Consider the following 18664-nt stretch of genomic DNA (forward strand, 5'->3'; position numbering starts at 1 on the left):
CGCGCCTGCGGTGGCGGATCTGGGACCTCCTGCACCCGCTTCTCAAATCGCCCGGAACTGTTCATTGTGCCGGCCCGAAACGAAAAGAAGTGGAGCAGCATCAATGACGGAGGGGGTCTCGCGCCGCCGGTTTGCCAAGCTGGTGGGATTGTCCGCAGCTGGGATTGCGAGTCCCCTTGTCGCCGAAGCCAAGCCGGCGCGGCCGCCGCGCAATGCAGCCGGTTTTCCGGCGGGCTTTCTCTGGGGCACGGCGACCTCGTCCTATCAGGTCGAGGGTGCGGTCGAGGAGGACGGGCGAGGGGCCTCGATCTGGGACAAGTTCGTCCGCATCCCCGGCAAGATCGAGGACGGCACGAACGGCGACCGCGCCAACGAGCACTATCACCGCTACAAGGAGGACATCGCCCTCATCAAGGAGCTCGGCTGCAAGGCCTATCGCTTCTCGGTGGCCTGGCCGCGGCTGTTCCCGGACGGCGACGGCAAGCCCAATCCGAAGGGGCTCGACTTCTACAACCGTCTCGTCGACGAGCTGCTGAAGAACGGCATCGAGCCGTGGCTGACCCTCTATCATTGGGACCTGCCCCAATCGCTCCAGGACCGGTTCGGCGGTTGGCGTTCGACCCAGACCTGCAAGATCTTCGGCGACTACGCGGCCTATATCGCCGCGCACCTCACCGACCGCGTCAGGAACGTGTTCACGTTGAACGAGAGCGGGCGCTTCGTCTATTTCGGTTACGGCGTCGGCATCGACGCGCCGGGCTTGAAGCTGCCGCAAGCCGATGTCAATCAGATCAGGCACAACAGTGCGCTGGCGCACGGGCTCGCGGTGCAGGCGGTGCGAGCCCATGGCCGCCGCGGCACCAGGGTGGGGCCGGCGGAGAACATCGATGCCTGCGCGCCTGCCTTCGACACGCCGGAAAACGTGCGGGCCGCGGAGACCGCGCTGCGCGAGATGAATGCCGGCTACCTCAACGTCATCATGACGGGCCGCTATACCGACGCCTTCCTGAAATACGCCGGGTCCAACGCGCCGAAATACACCGATGCGGAGCTCAAGATCATCTCTTCGCCGGTCGATTTTCTCGGTCTCAACATCTATGCGCCGCAGAACTACGTGGTGGCCTCCGACCAGGGCGCGGGCTTCAAGCCGCTGCCGATCCCGAAATCGTTCCCGCACATGAATTCGGACTGGCTGCGCGTCGGGCCCGAGACGATCTACTGGGTGCCGAAGCTGGCGGCGAAGATCTGGAAGACGGATGCGATCTATATCAGCGAGAACGGCACCTCCGGCGACGATGTGGTGTCGCCCGACGGCAAGATCTACGACACCGATCGCATCATGTATCTGCGCAACTATCTCGCCCAGCTCCAGCGCGCCACCGACGAAGGCGTGCCGGTGCGCGGCTATTTCCTCTGGAGCCTGATGGACAATTTCGAGTGGGTGTACGGCCTTAACAAGCGTTTCGGGCTGTACCACGTCAATTTCGACACCCAGGTCCGCACGGCAAAACTCAGCGCCAGCTTCTACCGCAACGTGATCGCGAAGAACGCGGCGGGGGCGTAGCTCTTCTCCCTCTCCCCGTTCTTACGGGGAGAGGGCAGGGGTGAGGGGCTCTCTCCGCGAGTCCATCTGTCACCCTGTCACCGTTCTTGCTGAGGCTCCCCCTCACCCGGATTTTCCGCTGCGCGTAAAATCCCGCCTCTCCCCGCACGCGGGGAGAGGCGAAGGGCGAGCGCCGCACATTGACTCTCTTCTCCCCCTTATTCAAAACCGTTCTCAACACCCATAAACAAGAGGACGACGCCAATGCCTGACGCGCTGATCATTGATGCCTGCCGCACGCCGCGGGGCATCGGCAAGGCCGGCAAGGGAGCCCTGTCGGGCATTCATCCGCAGCAGCTCGGGGCGACCGTGCTGCGCGCACTCGCCGACCGCACCGGCATCGATACCGCCGATGTCGACGACATCGTCTGGGGCTGCAGCGCGCAGGTGGCAACGCAAAGCGGCGATCTCGGCCGCATGTCGGCGCTCGATGCCGGCTACGACGTGCGCGCCAGCGCGGTGACGCTCGACCGCTTTTGCGGCAGCGGCATCACCAGCGTCAACATGGCGGCAAGCTCGATCATGGCGGGTGCGGAAGACCTCGTCATCGCCGGCGGCTGCGAGATGATGTCGATGGAGGGACGCCGCGGCGGCGGTCCGATGATGATGGACGGCGGCAATCTGCGTCTGCGGGCACGGCATCCGCAGTCGCATCAGGGCGTCTGCGCCGATGCGATCGCGACGCTGGAAGGCATCACCCGAAGCGACGTCGACGCGCTCGGGCTCGAGAGCCAGAAGCGCGCCGCGCATGCGATCGCGAACGGCCACTTCAAGAACAGCCTCGTGCCGGTCCACCGCGAGGACGGCAGTCTGGCGCTGGATCATGAAGAATACCCACGGCCGCAGACCACGATGGAAGGCCTCAGCAGCCTGAAGCCGGCATTCCCCGCCGTCGCGGACTACGCGCTCGACGACAAGGGCACGACCTATCGCGGCCTGATCCTGCAAAAGTACCCCGATCTGAAGATCGACTTCGTGCATCACGCCGGCAACTCCTCCGGCGTCGTCGACGGCGCTGCTGCGATCCTTTTGGCCTCGCCCGCTTATGCCAAGGCGCATGGCCTTAAAGCCCGGGCCCGCGTGGTCGCGATGGCCAACATGGGGGACTCGCCGACCCTCATGCTGAACGCACCGGTGCCGGCAACGCGCAAGGTGCTGGCCAAGGCGGGGCTCACCATCGACGATATCGACCTGTTCGAGATCAACGAGGCCTTCGCCGTGGTGGCGGAAAAATATATCCGCGACCTCAAGCTCGATCGGGCCAAGGTCAACGTCAACGGCGGCTCGATCGCGCTCGGCCACCCCATCGGCGCCACCGGCTCGATCCTGATCGGCACCGTGCTCGACGAGCTCGAACGGCGCGACCTCAAGCGCGGTCTTGTCACCATGTGCGCCGCCGGCGGCATGGCGCCGGCCATCATCATCGAGCGCGTCTAGCCAATCGCCCACTGACTTTCTCCCCATTTTTACGGGGAAGAAGACCGGCGACCAGCGATCCGACCCTTATTTTTCAGGGTGAAACACGACCGGCCTCTCATAAAGAGGCCGGTCGTCGCTTGTCGAAAGCGGCGAATCAGTTCTAGCAAGGTTGCGTGCGGGCCTTTGAAACAAGGCAAAAACCGCTGCCCGAGGCTTCATCCGCTCCGGAAGTAGCTAAAAAGCAGGGTTTTTTGTCACAGCAGGCCAGAAAAGCCCGTAATTTCGCGACAAAACTGTGCAGAAGGCTATAGGCCTTCAACGGTTGGTCTAATATGCAACCGGCAACGAATCAGAGGAGACACGATGCCAACCCAGATGTCCAAATCGCAATTGATCGAAAAGATTGCGACCGCCACCGAGCTTTCCAAGCGTGACGTCAAGAACGTCATGGAGACGCTGACCGATGTCGGCCACAAGGAGCTCAAGAAGAACGGCCTGTTCCTGGTGCCGGGCTTCGCCAAGTTCGTGGTCATCAAGAAGCCCGCGACCAAGGCGCGCAAGGGCACCAACCCGTTCACGGGTGAAGAGATGATGTTCAAGGCCAAGCCGGCCCGGAAGATCGTCCGCGCCCGCCCGGTCAAGGCCGCCAAGGACGCCGTGGGCTAACAACGCAAAGGCCCCCTCGAACGAGGGGGCCTTTTGTCTGGGGTAGCCGCGAGGGTTCGAGACGGAGGGCTCAACCCTTGCGGCGCTTCACTCGGACCGTAGCAGGCTGAAGCCGCGGCTCGGGTCCTACGAGCCCATCGCGAATCCGGTCGATTGCGCGATCGAGCAATTGGCGCAGCCGCTGCGTCTTCCGCGACCGCTTCGCTCTTTCCAGCAGTTTCTTCATCGCATTCACTCCGCCGCTTCCTTGGCTTCAGCCGGCTCGAGCGCCGCGGCGATGGCTTCGTCGACGCGCTCCAGCCAGATGAACTCGAGGGTGTCCCGCGCGCTCTTCGGGATGTCGTCATAGTCCCGCTTGTTGCGCGCCGGCAGCATCACCCGCTTCAGGCCGGCAGCAGCCGCAGCCACCACCTTCTCCTTGATGCCGCCGACCGGCAGCACCAGGCCGCGCAGCGAGATCTCGCCGGTCATCGCGGTGTCACTCCTCACCGTGCGGTTGGTGAGCAGGGAGGTCAGCGCCGTGAACATCGCAACGCCCGCGCTCGGCCCGTCCTTCGGGGTTGCGCCCGCGGGGACGTGAACGTGGATGTCGCTCTTCTCGAACGCTTGCGGATCGATGCCGAGCTGAGAGGCCCGGCTCTTCACCAGCGTCAGCGCAGCCTGCACGCTCTCGCGCATGACGTCGCCGAGCTGGCCCGTCAAAATCAGCCCGCCCTTGCCGGGCACGCGCGTGGCTTCGATGAACAGGATGTCACCGCCGACCGGCGTCCAGGCCAGGCCGGTGGCAACGCCCGGAACGCTGGTGCGCAGTGCGATCTCGCCCTCGAAGCGCGGCTGGCCGAGCACGGTGGTGATGTCCTTTGCCGTCACCACGACCTTCGCGGCCGTGCCTTCGGCGACCTGCACCGCGGCATGGCGGAGCACCTTGCCGATCTCGCGCTCGAGGTTACGCACGCCAGCCTCGCGGGTGTAGCCCTTGACGATCAGCTTCAAGGCTTCCGGCTCGATCTCGGCCTGCTCGGCCGAGAGGCCGTTGGCCTCCAGCTGCCGCCGCACCAGATAGCGCCGCGCGATCTCCAGCTTCTCGTCCTCGGTGTAGCCGGCGAGGCTGATCAGCTCCATGCGGTCCAGCAGCGGACCCGGGATCTGGTCGAGCATGTTGGCGGTCGCGATGAACACGACGCGCGACAGGTCGAAGGGCACGCCGAGGTAATTGTCCCGGAACGTCCCGTTCTGCTCGGGGTCGAGCACCTCCAGCATCGCGGCGGACGGATCGCCCTGCACGCCACGGCCCATCTTGTCGATCTCGTCCAGCATCATGACGCAATTCCGCGCGCCCGCCTTCTTGATGCCCTGGATGATGTTGCCGGGCAACGCGCCGATATAGGTGCGGCGGTGACCGCGGATCTCGGCCTCGTCATGCACGCCGCCGAGGCTGACGCGCACGAAAGGGCGATCCATCGCGCGCGCGATGGATTGGCCGAGCGAGGTCTTGCCGACGCCGGGCGGGCCGACGAAGCACAGGATCGGCGCCTTGCCCTGCGGGGCGAGCTTGCGCACCGCCAGATATTCGATGATCCGGCTCTTGATCTTCTCCAGGCCGAAATGGTCGGCATCCAGGATGGCTCGCGCCTCCTTGATGTCGATCGGCTTCTCCGCGGGCAGCGCCCAGGGCAGCTCGATCAGCCAGTCCAGATAGGTGCGGACCATGCCGGCCTCGCCGGCGGCCTCCGGCATGCGCTCGTAGCGGCGCAGCTCCTTCTTGGCATGCGCTTCCGCCTCCGGCGGCATGTTGGCCTTGGCGATCGCAGCCGTCAGCTCGGTGACCTCGGCCTGCTTGCCGTCGCCTTCGCCCAGCTGGCGCTGGATCGTCGCCATCTGCTCGCGCAGGATCGCCTCGCGCTGCCGCTCGTCGAAGGAGGCCTTGGTCTGCTGGCCGATTTCGTTGCTGATGCGCAGCACCTCCAGCCGCTCGGCCAGGTGCTTCGACACCTTCTCCACGCGAAGAGCGAGGTCGATGGTCTCCAGCACCTCCTGCTTGTCCTGCGGCTTGATGTCCATGAACGAGGTTACCAGATCCGCCAGCGCGCCGGGCGCGCTGGTGCCCTGGAACATCGCGGCGAGCTCGGGCGGCGCCTGCGGCAGCAGCTCGATCGCCTCGATGGCCTGGCGCTGCAGGTTCAGCGCGCGGGCCTCGATCTCGGGCGAGGTCGTGGTCGGCTCGGGGATCTGCTGGAAGCGCGCGGCCGGGAACGGCGTCCCCGGCAGGAAGTCGAGGATGCGCGCGCGCTGCACGCCCTGGCAGACGATGTGATGGGTGCCGTCGGGCGCGGTGATGTAGCGCACGATGTTGGCGATGGTTGCGACCCTGTAGAGGTCGTCCGGCCCGGGGTCATTGGTCTCGGGGCTGCGCTGCAGGACGATGCCAATCGGCCGCTGCTCGCGCAGCGCCTGCTGCGCGGCGGCAATGGACTTCGCCCGGCCGATCGTGATCGGCGCGATCGCGCCGGGAAACAGCACCATCTCGCGCACGGGGACGATGATCAGCGCGTCGTCGGGGATCTTCACGTCGTTATTGCTTTGTTCGTTGTTCATCTGTTCGGTGGCCATGATCGACCTCAGGATTTCGCGAGGCGCAGTGCGACGCAGCCGTCCATCACGAAGCGGCTGATGGCGTAACGGCCGAGGGGCAATGCAATGCGGCGCTCAAAACGCCCTTGCGGCAGCTCGAGCCGATGGATGCGGGCGTTGCGAAGCTCCGGCGGGAGGGTGCGCTGACCCGAGATGACGAGCACGCCGTCATGGATGACGGTCTCGACATTGTCCGGATTGACGCCGGGAAGCGCGACCAGGATCAGGAGCTCACGCTCGGTCTCGAGCACGTCGATCGGCGGCTCCCAGCAGGCTTCCTGGCGGCCGAACTGCTGGCGCAGCCGATCGGCGCGGGTCAGCGAGTCCAGGGCTTCGGACAGCATCCAGTCGAGGGGATTTTTGGGTTGCATGATGCGGGCTCTGGGGTGGGAAAGCCTGCATATGGGGCCGGTTCCAAGGAAATCCAGTACGGTGGCGCGCACGTGCCATGCGCCGCCGTGCGATCAAGACAAGCGAACGCCGCGGCATGCGGCCGCGACGTTCCGTTCATTGGCAGGGCGCGGGCTCAGGCCGCCGCGCGGTACTCTTGTTCCGCTTCGAGGTTGATCACGGAGGTGGCGAGCTCGGTCAGCGTCTGATCGGTCGCCTCTTCCTCGTCCAGCGTCTCCTGGAGCAGCCTTGCGGCGTCCTGCATGCCGAGCTCTTCGGCCCAGGTGCGCAGCGTGCCGTAGCGGGAGATCTCGTAGTGCTCGACCGCCTGCGCTGCCGCGAGCAGTCCGGCATCGAGCGCCGGCGCGCCCTTGAACTCCTTCATGATCTCGGCGCCCTCGTCGGCAATGCCGTTGATGGCCTCGCAGGGCTTGCCGCGTGCCGGCTTGCCCAGCATCTTGAAGATCTGGTCGAGCCGTTTGACCTGGCCCTGGGTCTCACGCAAATGCTTGTTGAAGGCGGCCGTAAGCTCCTTGGAATTCGCGGCCTTGGCCATCTTGGGCAGGGTCTTGATGATCTTGTTCTCGGCGAAATAGATGTCCTTCAGCGTCTCCAGAAACAGGTCGCTGAGCATCTTCGGCGCCTGACGCGGCCGGCGCGCCGCGGTCTTCTTGGTCGTGCGTTTCTTCGCTCGTTTAGCCATACGTCCTCCTCATGAGGTAACACGGGAAGGCCTCGCCCTCCTCAATCCTCAGGCGATCAAAGCCGCGCCATGAATGAAAGTTCCAAACTGCAACCGGCGAAGGCTCAGGTCGGGCGCTTGTAGGGATCTTCCTGGCGCTGCCGTGCCTCGGTGTTGCGATCGAGCTGCGCCCGCTCGCTGCGGCGCAAGTTGCCCGCCTTCATCACGCCGTAAACGAGCGCCCCGCCGAGCACGAACGCGCCGATGAACCAGAGCCAAAGCATCTGGGCCGAGGCGTGGCCCAGGAGCATGCTAATGCCGCTGTCGCTCATGATTGGTCTCCACGATTGTCCATTGCTATCACGCTGAGCTAAGTCGGCGGTCGAAACCTCGTTCCATGGGACCGCAGCCGGCGACGTCAGACCAGGTCGGTCAGCGGTTGCCGCACCGCTTGCGCTTTCGGCTCGCCGCCCCGGGCGGTGAAGTCTCCGGCTTCGGTCGAGGTCCGCAGCCATTTCGTCACGTCGCTGATTGCTTCCCGCGGCGAGTGGCCGAACTTGCGCAAGCCGCGAAAATATTCGAGCTGAAGGTGGGCCGACGTGCCGCGCTTGGGGATCGACTTCAGATGCTGGATGTCGTTTTCGATGCCGAGATGGTCGACGTGGGGTGCCACCATGGCGATCACCGAATCGAGCCAGCTTCTGAACGAGACCGGCTCGAACGAGACCAGGTCGATATAGGTGCCGTCGGTTCCGTAGCGCTGGGCGCGCCAGCGATTCTCCTCCACCAGCGCGCGGTGCACGGCCGAATAGGTGGCGTTCAGCTCGGGATGGTGGACGGCGTGGCGGATCAGCGCGCGGAACAGCGCCGCGATCGCCACCGAATCCGCGATCGCCGTGCAGCAATCGGTGATGCGCAGCTCGAGCGTCGGATGCTGCAGCGAGGGCCGCAACGCCCACCAGACATAGGTGGCGTTGGGGACGATGCCGGCATCGACCAAGGTCTTCACGTAGGTCTCGTATTCGGAAAGGTTCCGAAACATCTCGGGAAAGCCGGTCCGGGGCAGGGCATCGTTGGCGGCATTGCGGTAGCCCAGCAATCCTGTCGGGTAGCCGCACCAGAACGGTGAGGAGGTCGAGAGCGCCAGCAGCAGCGGCAGGAACGGCACCAGGCGGTGCATGATCTCGACGCGCAAATCGGGCTCGGGGACCTCGACATGGACGTGCAGTCCGCTGATCGGGTTGCCGAGGCCGACCATCCCGAGATCGCTGATGACCTTGCTGTAGCGACGCTTGCGCGTCATGCGCTGCTGCTGCGGCTGCGCCAGCGGGTGTGTGCCGGCCGCGATGATGCCGACGCCGTGGTCCTTGCCGACCTCGGTGAGCACCGCGCGATAATGCGCGAGCTCGGCCAGCGCATCGGTCGAAGACGTCAGCGGCGGCGTCGCCACCTCGATCTGCGATTGCAGGATCTCGGTGGTCAGCCGCTCGCCGAGCCGCTTTTGCGCCGCGGCCATGTAGGGCTTGGGCAGCTCGGATCGCGGCGCCGCGGACTGGCGGTTGACCAGAAAATATTCCTCCTCGATGCCGAAGCGGTAGCGGTGCATCGCCTACGCCGCCCCTTGTGCCTTGGCGTGGCGGCGAACCGCGTCTCCAAAAGCCGCCAGAATGCGCGCCGAGGCGTGGTCGGAGCTCGCCCAATAATCGGGATGGAAAAGCGTGCCGAGCGCAAAATCGCTGGCGCCCTCGACGCTGACGGCCTCGATCGAGCCGTCGTCAGCGACGGCCTCCGCGACGAGACCCGGTGCGAGATCGGCGATCAGGAAGCTGTGCAGCGAATTCACTAGAATCGAATCCGCGCCGCAGATCTGCTGCAGGACGCCGCCCTTGCGCAAGGCCACCTTCTGCCGCAGCCGATAGCGGGCATCCTCGTTGTCCGCGTCGGGCGTGCCATGGCGTTGCTCCTCGGGCAAATCGTCTGGCTCTTTCGCCAGCGTGCCGCCGAAAGCGACGTTCAGCTCCTGGAAGCCGCGACAGATGAACAGAGCGGGGATGCCCCGCGCCAGCGCCCGCGGGATCAGGCGCAGCGCGACCTCGTCGCGGAATTCGTCGAACGGGCCGTCACGCTTCTCGTCGACCGTTTGTCCATAGCGGGACGGATGGACGTTGGTCTGTCCGCCGCCGACGAAGAGGCCGTCGAGCCTGTCCAGATAGGCATCGATGTCAGCCTCCGGCGCCGCGGGCAGAATCCGCGGCACGGCGCCGGCGACGAGGCCGATCGCATTGACGCAGACCATCGAAACGGCGGCGAGCTGTTCGCCGCGCGCGACCATGGAATCGGAGAGAATGCCGATCTGCGGTGCGCCGCTGCGCCCCTGCCACTGCCCGCGCGAGGCGCTACGCCGCCACTGCTGAAGGCCGTACGCCACGGCATCCGCTGCGCTGCCGAATTGATGAATCGCCGCCTTGAGCTCTCTGACGTTTGTCCCTAATCGAAGTGCCCAACGGCTGCAGGCAACGGGATCGTGCGGATCAATTCTGGAACGGGGCTCGTGCAATTGCTTCGGCTGCTTCTGTTCGTGTATCGATGCACAGTGAAACGGCAATCGTCGGGAATGGTTGCTTTGCGATTGCACCGTTCGATCTCATTGCCTCCGCACCAGCCTTAACTTTTGTTATGGCTCTCGCGCGTCCTCGGCATGCTGCTCGCCGCCTATTCCGTGCAGTTCGTCATCAACGGGGTCGGTCCGGATCGGCCTGCCCCTGTAGCTGCGACAATCTGTTAACCTGTCGCTATCCCGTTCGGCCGGAGTGTCACGGGATCCGGGACGCTTTCGCTTGCACTGTCATGTTGCTTTGACGTAACTCGGTCCAATAAGCCCTCGACAGGAAATCGACATGTCGATGACAGCGGACGAGCTCGGCAAGAGACAGGCCATTATCGACGCCTGCCGGCGCATGAACGCGCTCGGCATCAACCAGGGCACATCGGGCAATATCAGCGTCCGGCATGTGGACGGCCTCCTGGTCACGCCGACCAGCGTGCCCTATGAGGCCATGCGTCCGGACCAGATCGTCTTCATGGCCATGGACGGCTCGCACGCGCCCGACCAGAAGCCGTCGAGCGAATGGCGCTTTCATCGCGACATCCTGAAGTCGCGGCCCGACGTCAACGCCGTCGTGCACGCCCATCCGACCTATTGCACCATCCTGGCGATCATGGGCATGGAGATCCCGCCCGTGCATTACATGATCGCGGCGGCGGGCGGCGACAGCATCCGCTGCGCGCCCTACGCGACGTTCGGAACGGCGGAGCTGTCCGAGCACGCCGTGCGGGCGCTGGAGGGCCGGCTCGCCTGCCTGCTCGATCATCACGGCATGATCGCGATCGGCAAGACCCTGGACAAGGCGATGTGGCTGGCGGTCGAGGTCGAGACGCTGGCGCGGCAATATCACGGCTGTCTGCAGATCGGACAACCGCCGCTGCTCCCGAGCGAGGAGATCGAGCGGGTCCGTCAGCGCATGGCCGGCTACGGCCTGTCGGAACGGTAGGGCGGGCCAGACGGTGTTAGTGCGGATCAAACATCTCGTCGATCGCAAGAAGACGAACCGCACCATGGTTCGGCTGCGCGCCCTGCTGCGCAGCAACGAGTTCTACCTGATCCCGCTGGCGCTCGTGATCGGCACGCTCGCGGGCGCGGTCGTGACGCTGATGGCCCACATCGCGCAGATCGCGCATGTCGTGATCTACGGCATTCCCATTGACGTCCACCTGTCGGCCCACGCGAGCGTCAGCCCATGGGCGGCACTGATCGCGCCTGCGCTCGGCGGGCTGGTGCTCGGAATCATGGAATGGTCGCGGCGGCGCATGAAGATATCGAACGCGGTCGATCCGATCGAGGCAAACGCGCTGCGGGGCGGCAATCTGTCGATGCGCGACAGCGGGGTGGTCGCAGGCCAGACCCTGATCTCGAACGGCTGCGGCGCCTCCGTCGGCCTCGAGGCGGGCTACACCCAGATCGGTTCGGGCATCGCCTCGTTGATCGGCAAATTCTTCAATCTCCGCCGCAACGATCTGCGCCTGATGGTCGGCTGCGGGGCCGCGGCGGCGATCGCGGCGGCGTTCGGCGCGCCAATCACCGGCGCCTTCTATGCCTGCGAGCTGATCGTCGGCGTCTATGCCGTAGGCAGTGCCGCGCCGATCCTCGCCGCCTCCCTCGCGGGCGCCTTGACCGCGCAATGGCTGGGCGGCGCGCCATACTCGCTGGAGATACCCAAGGTCAGCGCCGTCGGCGTCGAGCAATATCTGGCACTGATCGGGCTCGCCCTCATCACCAGCGGCGTCGGCATCGCCGTGATGCGCTCCTCGCCGATGTTCGAGCGGCTGTTCGCCTGGATGCCGGTCTGGCTGCGTCCTGTGATCGGCGGGCTCATCGTCGGCGGGTTCGCCATCATCACGCCGCAGGTTCTCGCGGCCGGCCATGGCGCCATGGTGCTCGATCTCTTCCACGACATGACGATCGGCCTGATCGCGCTGATCATCGCCTTGAAGGTGACGGCCTGCCTGATCTCGCTCGCCTCCGGCTTTCGCGGCGGCCTGTTCTTCGCCTCGCTGTTCGTCGGCAGCCTGATCGGAAAGTTCTTTGCCGCGGTGCTGCTGCTCATCAGCCCGAACTTCGCGATCGATCCGCTGGTGGCGATGTTGACCGGCATGGCGACGCTCGGCGTCGCCATCGTCGGTGGCCCGCTCACGATGTCGTTCCTCGTGCTCGAGATGACACGTAACGTCGACGTCACCGCCGTGGTGCTGGCCGGCTGCATCGTGACCTCGATCTGCGTGCGCTTCATGTTCGGCCATTCCTTCTCGACCTGGCGCCTGCATCTGCGCGGCGAGACCATCCGCAGCGCCAACGACGTCGGCTGGCTGCGCAATCTCACGGTCGAGCGCCTGATGCGCTCGGACGTCGGCAAGGTGCCCTCGACCACGACGATCGCCGCCGCGCGCCGCGAGTTCGCGCTCGGCTCGCGGCCGGGAATCGTCATCGTCAACAATGCTGACGAATATATCGGCCTCGTCCTGCTGCCCGATTTGTTCTCCAGCGACCTCGACACCATCGCCGACGACATCCAGGTGGTCGAGCTCGCCCGCCTGATCGACATCGTGCTGATCCCGGAAATGAACGTGAAGTCGGCGATGGCGGTGTTCGACGAAGCCGAGGCGGAGATGCTGGCGGTGGTCGATTCCACCGACAGCCGCAAGGTGGTCGGCTTCCTCACCGAGAGCTTCGCCCGCCGCCGCTATGTCGAGGAAATCGACAAGGCGACGAGAGGCGTGCTGGGGGCGCTGTCGTAGGCGCGGTTACCGGCCGGGTGGTGCTGCGACGAGCCAGGCCACGATCCGGCGGACCAGCGGCAGCACCAGGAGCAGGGTCGGGAAGGCGACGAGCCAGGACAGTCCCCAGGCGCCCGGCCAGGCCGCCAGGAACGCCGGCGTTGCCCCCAGGCTCCGCAGCGTCGAAATGACCGATACCACCGCCGTCATGAGGATGGACAGCACGAATGGCGTCACGATCGGCGCATAGCGCGCCGGCAGTTTGCGAACCACAATCATCTGGTTTCTCTAGGAAAGGGCGCGTCGATCTCGGTGAACCTGGAAAATGGCATCGATCCCGACGGCGTCGGTTGATGCGTTGGTTCACGTAAACGCTTACGGCGACCGAAAACGGCGCGGCCGTTCATTAACCGCTCAGGTTGGCTGGTTCAAGCTGGGTCTGATCGTTCGGGATTTACAATCGTTCAAAGCGTGGCAGATCGCCGCGATCATGAAACCATTTCAGTGGTTTGCGGATTATAGATCGTTTGCTTATGTTTCTTTGGGCGAGAACAGAGGAAATTCAAACATGAGTATTGGACCCGTGATTTCCGCAGCCGGCCGCAACACGATCGTGGTCGCGCTCGCTGGCCTCGCCCTGATTGCGGCTTCCGCATCCCCGTCTGCAGCGGCGTCGGCCGGGAGCCCGGACGCCAAGTCGGCTGTCAAGGCGGTCGTTGCCGGCCAGGCTGCCTCCGACGTCACCGATTTCAGCTCGCACCGGCGGCGTTACTATCGACGCGGGCCGAATGCCGCGGGTCTCGCCTTCATGGGCATGGCCGCAGGTCTGATCGGAGGCGCGATCGCCGAGAGCCGCCGCCGCGAATATTATGAAAACCGCTATTATTATGGCTATGGCCCGCGTTACTACGGCGGCCCTGGTTACTACGGCGGTTCCGGCTACTACTACGATCCGGGCTATCGTTACGCACCGTACTGAGCGCTCCAGGTCTCGACGAGCTCAATCTCGTCTCTCGTAGCCCGGATGGAGCGAAAGCGTAATCGGGGGCTGCGCGCTCGGCATCTTGCGCTGTCCCGGATTACGCTGGCGCTCCATCCAGGCTACGGGACCGAGGTGTGTCGCGGCGCTGTCAACCCGCTCGCGCGGAAATATTCCGCTTTACCGAAATTCGGAAATGACGTATGTGTCGCCCATCCCGGCTCAATCTCGAGGGGCGATCATGAGGTCGTCATTGTCGCGAGCCGGGCTTGCGGTGGACGCGGCAGCGTCGTGTACGAGAGCTGAGGGCAGGGCGGATTGCTCTCCGTGAGCCCCTAAGCTTCGTACGGACGAGCGGCGCTGTCAGGTTCGTCGCGCCGGCATTTCGATGGCAACGTGCACAACGCCGTCGAACCCTGCGGCGCCAACGGACCGCGCGTACGGCAAAACCGTGTGGTCCTGGCCGTCGTTGCTACGGTCAAGCTCTGGCGAATGCAGCATTGGCGTCAACCGGCGCGGTGCCGGCGACTTTCGCGGGAGCGAGGGAGGCCAGAGGGAACTCGGCTCCCGGGAGAGCGCGGCATAAGCCGTCCGACCATCGCGCAGGGAAGGCCGTGTGTTGGGCTTCACCTGTATGCTGCTGTGCGGTTCTTCCTGCGTGTGCTCTAGCGCAGTGGACCGCGGGTGCCGCCGGCACCCGGCCTTCCCTGCGCCCTCTTGGCTATGAGGGCGGCGAGACGAAGCAAAGCTCGGGCGAAGCAGCCGCGAGGCCGAGTACGCACGTCTGCGTCCACACATTCGGTGTCATCGCCCGGCTTGACCGGGCGATCCAGTACTCCGAGACGCCAGTGATTGAATCGAGAGGCCGCGGCGTACTGGATTCCCCGCTCCAGTGCGCGATTGCGTACAAGGCGGGGAATGACAGTGTTACTCGGAGAACGCACCATCGCCTCATCTTCGTCGTTCCGAACGCAGCACCACGCTCAGCTCTCGTGCCCCGGACGCAGCGCATCCGCGCCGGCGCCCCTTTGCCCGGCAATTCTGCCGGTGGACTCACCTCCTGCAATCCGGTTCAATGGCACCCAGCTTTCAGGCGATCGGGCACGCCGGGTGGCGTGCCCCAACTTATACGAGAGCCTCCCGCGCCACTTGCGCGAAACGGTCGGGAGTGCTTTTTGCTGAAAGTTCCCCGTGGGCGCATCGCCCCCGATCCAGAGAGATGAGATGAGCAAACTCGTTATCCGCGCCGGCGACTTCACCTTCGATGCCCGTTTCGAGGAGCAGGCGGCGCCCAAAACCGTCGCCGCCTTCCGCAAGGCGCTGCCGTTCGAAAGCCACATCATCCATGTGCGCTGGAGTGGCGAGGGCGTGTGGATGCCGCTCGGCGACCTCGACTTCGGCGTCGGCTACGAGAACCACACCAGCTATCCCGCCCCCGGCCAGATCATCCTCTATCCCGGCGGCATCAGCGAAACCGAGATCCTGCTGGCCTATGGCGGCGTGCATTTCGCGAGCAAGATGGGTCAGCTCGCCGGCAACCATTTCATCACGCTGACCTCGGGCCTGGAGAACCTCGCAACGCTGGGCAAGAGCGTGCTGTGGAAGGGCGCGCTGCCGATCCGCTTCGAGGAAGTCTGAGTGACCGAGCCCCGCTACCCGCGCGATCTCCGCGGCTACGGCCGCAACCCGCCGCATCCGCAATGGCCTGGTGACGCGCGGGTCGCGGTGCAGTTCGTCGTCAATTTCGAGGAAGGCGGCGAGAACAACATCCTGCACGGCGACCGCGCCTCGGAAGCCTTTCTGTCCGACGTGCTCGGCGCGCAGCCCTGGCCCGGCCAGCGCCACGCCAACATCGAATCCATGTTCGAATATGGCTCGCGCGCCGGCTTCTGGCGGCTGTGGCGGATGTTCAACGAGCGGAGCTGGCCGACCACGGTGTTCGGCGTCGCCACCGCGCTCAAGCGCAATCCCGAGATTGTCGCTGCGATGAAGGAGGCGGGCTGGGATATCGCCAGCCACAGCCTGAAATGGATCGAGCACAAGGACATGACCGAGGCGCAGGAGCGCGCCGAGATCGCCGAGGCCATCCGCGTGCATACCGAGGCGACCGGCGCACGTCCGCTCGGCTGGTACACCGGGCGCTCCTCGATCAACACCAACCGTCTGCTGATGGAGGAGGGCGGCTTCCTCTATCTCTGCGACTCCTATGCCGACGATCTGCCCTATTGGGTCAAGGGCGCCAGCGGCAAGCAGCTCATCATTCCCTATACGCTCGATGCCAACGACATGCGGTTCATCAACCCGCAAGGGTTTGCCGAGGGCGAGCAGTTCTATACTTATCTGAAGGACGCCTTCGACGTGCTCTACGCGGAGGGCGAAACCGCGCCGAAGATGATGTCGGTCGGCCTGCATTGCCGCCTCGCGGGCCGGCCCGGCCGCGCAGCGGGCCTGATCCGCTTCCTCGACTATATCGGCAAGCATGAGCGCGTCTGGGTGCCGACCCGGTTGCAGATCGCGCAGCACTGGCACGAGAAGCACGCCCATCTTGCCGCCGACGCATTCGAGATCGGGTGAGATGATGTCGCAGATTTCGCTCGCCGATCTCAACGCTGCAAGCACGGCCGACTTCGTCGCGGCGCTCGCCAACGTCGTCGAATATTCGCCGTGGATCGCCGAGCAGCTCGCGGCAAAGCGGCCGTTCGCCGGCATCAACGAGCTGCACGCCGCGCTGATGGCCGCGATCCAGAGTGCCGAGCCTGACGTGCAGCTGGCGCTGATCCGGGCGCATCCCGATCTCGCCAACAAGACGCAGCGCGCCGCGGGCCTCACCGCGGAATCGACCGACGAGCAGAACAGCGCAGGGCTCGACCGGCTGTCGGATGCCGAATATTCCGCGTTCGAGCGGGCCAACAACGCCTACCGCGACAAGTTCGGCTTCCCCTACATCGTCTGTGTGCGCCGTCACACCAAGGATTCCGTGCTGCGCGACTTCGAGGCGCGGCTGCTCAACATCGCCAAGACCGAGATAAGGCGTGCGATCGAGGAGATCGGCCGCATCTCGGCGCTGCGGCTCGACCAGCTGGTCGCCGCCGACGACAGGCTGAAGGTGCACGGCCGGCTCTCGACCCATGTGCTGGACAACCAGATCGGCAAGCCCGCACCTAGCATCCCGATCGAGCTCGTGGAGCTCGCGAGCCTTGGCGAGATCCGCGTCATCGCGCGCACGGTGACCAATGCCGATGGCCGCACCGACCAGCCGCTGATCGGCGGCCGTCCGCTGCCGATCGGCCGCTACGAGCTGCGCTTCAGCGTCGCCAAATATTACGCCGCGCGCAACGTGCCGCTGTCCGATCCGCCGTTCCTCGACGAGATCACGCTGCGCTTTGCGATCAGCGAGCCGGAAAGCCATTACCACGTGCCGCTGCTGGTCACGCCCTGGAGTTACTCGACCTATCGCGGCAGCTAGAGCATGATCCGGAAAAGTGCGTAGCGGTTTTCCGACAAGATCATGCTTAAACAATAATCCAAAGCGCGATGACGATTCATCCTAGTCGCATCGCGCTTTAGACATGCTGTGCCGATGCGGCGGCTGACGCCGCGTCGGCCTCCGCGGCAGCGCCACCGCTCAACCCGTTGAAGAAGGCATTGAGCAGCACCGACACGACCGCGCAGAGCAGGATGCCGGACTCCAGCAGCGGATGCAGATTGTGCGGCAGATTGCGGAAAAAACCGGGAGCAACGAGCGGGATCAATCCAAAGCCGATCGAGATCGCGACAATGAAGAGATTGTAGCGGTTGTTGCGGAAATCGACCGCGGCCAGGATGCGTGCGCCGGTGGCCGCCACCATGCCGAACATCACGAGGCCGGCGCCGCCGAGCACGACCAGCGGCACCGCCTCCACCAGCGCGGCGAGCTTCGGCAACAGCCCGAGCACGAGCAGGATGCAGCCGCCCGTCACCGTCACCCAGCGCGAGCGCACGGCCGTGACTGAGACGAGGCCGACGTTCTGCGAAAACGAGGTATAGGGAAACGTGTTGAAGATGCCGCCGAGCAACGTGCCGAGCCCGTCGGCGCGTAAGCCGCGGCTCAGGGCTTCGCGGTCGACGGCCTTGCCGGTGATCTCGCCAAGCGCCAGGAACATACCGAGCGATTCGATCATCACCACGATCATGACGATGCACATGGTGATGACAGGCACCAGGTGGAATTGCGGCATGCCGAAGCGGAAGGGAATCACGAGTGCGCCCCAGGAGGCGGCGGCGACCTTGTCGAAATGCATCACGCCCAGAATGCTCGCGAGCACCGCGCCGGCGATGATGCCGATCAGCACGGCGACGTTGGCGAGAAACCCGCTGCCCCATTTGATCAGGCCGAGGATGAAGAGCAGCACGAACAGCGAGATGCCGAGCCCCTGCAATTGCCCATAGGCCGGATTGGGAAAGCTGCCGGAAACGCCGTCGACCACCTTCGTCAACGTCGGCAGGCCGCCGCCGGCCCAGTTGATGCCGACGCGCATCAGGGAGATGCCGATGATGAGAATGATGGTGCCGGTGACGACGGGAGGAAACAGCGGCAGCAGCCGGCTGACGAACGGCGCAACGACGATGCCGAACAGACCGGCGGCGATCACGGAGCCGTAGATGCCGAGCAGGCCGATTTCCGGTGAAGCCGCCATCGACAGCATCGGGCCGACCGACGCAAAGGTCACGCCCATCATCACGGGCAGGCGGATGCCGACGCCGGGGAAGCCGAGGCACTGGACCAGCGTCACAAGTCCGCAGGCGAACAGGTCGGCGCTGATCAGGAAGGCGACGTCCTCCGGCGGCAGCTTCAGCGCGCGGCCGATGATGAGGGGGACCGCGACCGCGCCGGCATACATCACCAGCACGTGCTGGAGCCCGAGCGCGAGCAGGCGCGGGACCGGCAGGACCTCGTCGACGGGATGGACGTCGTTGCTCATGG

General features: G+C 65.1%; 18 protein-coding genes and 1 pseudogene. 9 read left to right on the top strand and 10 right to left on the bottom strand.

Annotation, left to right across the window (positions count from 1 at the left end; genetic code table 11):
• Positions 1-103 precede the first annotated feature (103 nt).
• The 3 genes from XF30_RS13190 (at position 104) to XF30_RS13200 (ending at position 3688) form a co-directional block, all read left to right on the top strand.
• The gene (locus tag XF30_RS13190) at positions 104-1564 is read left to right on the top strand and encodes a GH1 family beta-glucosidase (protein ID WP_109142956.1); all 1461 of its coding nucleotides are present in this window, start codon (positions 104-106) and stop codon (positions 1562-1564) included.
• Positions 1565-1807: 243 nt separating this feature from the next.
• The gene (locus tag XF30_RS13195) at positions 1808-3040 is read left to right on the top strand and encodes an acetyl-CoA C-acetyltransferase (RefSeq protein ID WP_109142957.1); all 1233 of its coding nucleotides are present in this window, start codon (positions 1808-1810) and stop codon (positions 3038-3040) included.
• Positions 3041-3385: 345 nt separating this feature from the next.
• Positions 3386-3688, top strand: coding sequence for an HU family DNA-binding protein (locus XF30_RS13200; RefSeq protein WP_018320691.1), 303 nt, complete (start codon positions 3386-3388; stop codon positions 3686-3688).
• Between the two features lie 70 nt (positions 3689-3758).
• Here the strand turns inward: XF30_RS13200 and XF30_RS38475 are convergent, their stop codons facing one another.
• The 8 genes and pseudogenes from XF30_RS38475 to XF30_RS40125 all read right to left on the bottom strand — a co-directional run.
• Entirely contained in the window at positions 3759-3914 is a 156-nt protein-coding gene (locus tag XF30_RS38475; RefSeq protein WP_167361688.1) for a hypothetical protein, read from the bottom strand.
• A 5-nt stretch (positions 3915-3919) separates the two neighbouring features.
• Complete coding sequence (lon, locus tag XF30_RS13205; protein ID WP_109142958.1) at positions 3920-6298, bottom strand: endopeptidase La; 2379 nt, start codon at positions 6296-6298, stop codon at positions 3920-3922.
• A gap of 8 nt (positions 6299-6306) precedes the next feature.
• Positions 6307-6690 carry an Hsp20/alpha crystallin family protein gene (locus XF30_RS13210; protein WP_024342525.1) on the bottom strand — a complete coding sequence of 128 codons (384 nt, stop codon included), beginning with the start codon at positions 6688-6690 and terminating at the stop codon, positions 6307-6309.
• Positions 6691-6845: 155 nt separating this feature from the next.
• Positions 6846-7412, bottom strand: coding sequence for a YciE/YciF ferroxidase family protein (locus tag XF30_RS13215; protein ID WP_036042072.1), 567 nt, complete (start codon positions 7410-7412; stop codon positions 6846-6848).
• A gap of 104 nt (positions 7413-7516) precedes the next feature.
• On the bottom strand, positions 7517-7723 hold the full coding sequence (locus tag XF30_RS13220) for a hypothetical protein (RefSeq protein WP_036007833.1): 207 nt from the start codon (positions 7721-7723) through the stop codon (positions 7517-7519).
• Positions 7724-7809: 86 nt separating this feature from the next.
• A complete protein-coding gene (locus XF30_RS13225) occupies positions 7810-8997 on the bottom strand; it encodes a carboxylate-amine ligase (protein WP_109142959.1) in 1188 nt (395 codons plus the stop codon).
• Between the two features lie 3 nt (positions 8998-9000).
• On the bottom strand, positions 9001-9819 hold the full coding sequence (locus XF30_RS13230) for a gamma-glutamyl-gamma-aminobutyrate hydrolase family protein (protein WP_244608944.1): 819 nt from the start codon (positions 9817-9819) through the stop codon (positions 9001-9003).
• A gap of 6 nt (positions 9820-9825) precedes the next feature.
• Positions 9826-10026: pseudogene (locus XF30_RS40125) on the bottom strand (DUF3606 domain-containing protein); the annotation flags it as partial.
• A 262-nt stretch (positions 10027-10288) separates the two neighbouring features.
• Here XF30_RS40125 and XF30_RS13235 point away from each other — a divergent pair.
• Positions 10289-10942, top strand: a complete 654-nt coding sequence (locus XF30_RS13235) for an L-fuculose-phosphate aldolase (RefSeq protein ID WP_192893125.1) — start codon at positions 10289-10291, stop codon at positions 10940-10942.
• Positions 10943-10955: 13 nt separating this feature from the next.
• On the top strand, positions 10956-12743 hold the full coding sequence (locus XF30_RS13240; RefSeq protein WP_109142961.1) for a chloride channel protein: 1788 nt from the start codon (positions 10956-10958) through the stop codon (positions 12741-12743).
• A 6-nt stretch (positions 12744-12749) separates the two neighbouring features.
• Here XF30_RS13240 and XF30_RS13245 read toward each other — a convergent pair whose 3' ends face one another.
• The gene (locus XF30_RS13245) at positions 12750-13001 is read right to left on the bottom strand and encodes a DUF2798 domain-containing protein (RefSeq protein WP_036042074.1); all 252 of its coding nucleotides are present in this window, start codon (positions 12999-13001) and stop codon (positions 12750-12752) included.
• A 46-nt stretch (positions 13002-13047) separates the two neighbouring features.
• Between XF30_RS13245 and XF30_RS40130 the strand changes: the two genes are divergently transcribed.
• From XF30_RS40130 to uraD, 4 genes are all read left to right on the top strand, one after another.
• Complete coding sequence (locus XF30_RS40130; RefSeq protein WP_502696094.1) at positions 13048-13701, top strand: hypothetical protein; 654 nt, start codon at positions 13048-13050, stop codon at positions 13699-13701.
• A 1224-nt stretch (positions 13702-14925) separates the two neighbouring features.
• Positions 14926-15339 carry a DUF3830 family protein gene (locus tag XF30_RS13260; protein ID WP_036045261.1) on the top strand — a complete coding sequence of 138 codons (414 nt, stop codon included), beginning with the start codon at positions 14926-14928 and terminating at the stop codon, positions 15337-15339.
• Complete coding sequence (gene puuE, locus XF30_RS13265) at positions 15340-16275, top strand: allantoinase PuuE (protein ID WP_109142962.1); 936 nt, start codon at positions 15340-15342, stop codon at positions 16273-16275. It abuts the gene before it with no gap.
• Positions 16276-16279: 4 nt separating this feature from the next.
• Positions 16280-17167 carry a 2-oxo-4-hydroxy-4-carboxy-5-ureidoimidazoline decarboxylase gene (uraD, locus tag XF30_RS13270; protein WP_192893406.1) on the top strand — a complete coding sequence of 296 codons (888 nt, stop codon included), beginning with the start codon at positions 16280-16282 and terminating at the stop codon, positions 17165-17167.
• A gap of 97 nt (positions 17168-17264) precedes the next feature.
• Here uraD and XF30_RS13275 read toward each other — a convergent pair whose 3' ends face one another.
• Positions 17265-18662, bottom strand: coding sequence for a nucleobase:cation symporter-2 family protein (locus tag XF30_RS13275; RefSeq protein ID WP_109142964.1), 1398 nt, complete (start codon positions 18660-18662; stop codon positions 17265-17267).
• Between the last annotated feature and the right edge of the window lie 2 nt (positions 18663-18664).

Origin of the sequence: Bradyrhizobium sp. SUTN9-2, from assembly GCF_003122645.1 — a bacterium.
Taxonomy (GTDB): domain Bacteria; phylum Pseudomonadota; class Alphaproteobacteria; order Rhizobiales; family Xanthobacteraceae; genus Bradyrhizobium; species Bradyrhizobium yuanmingense.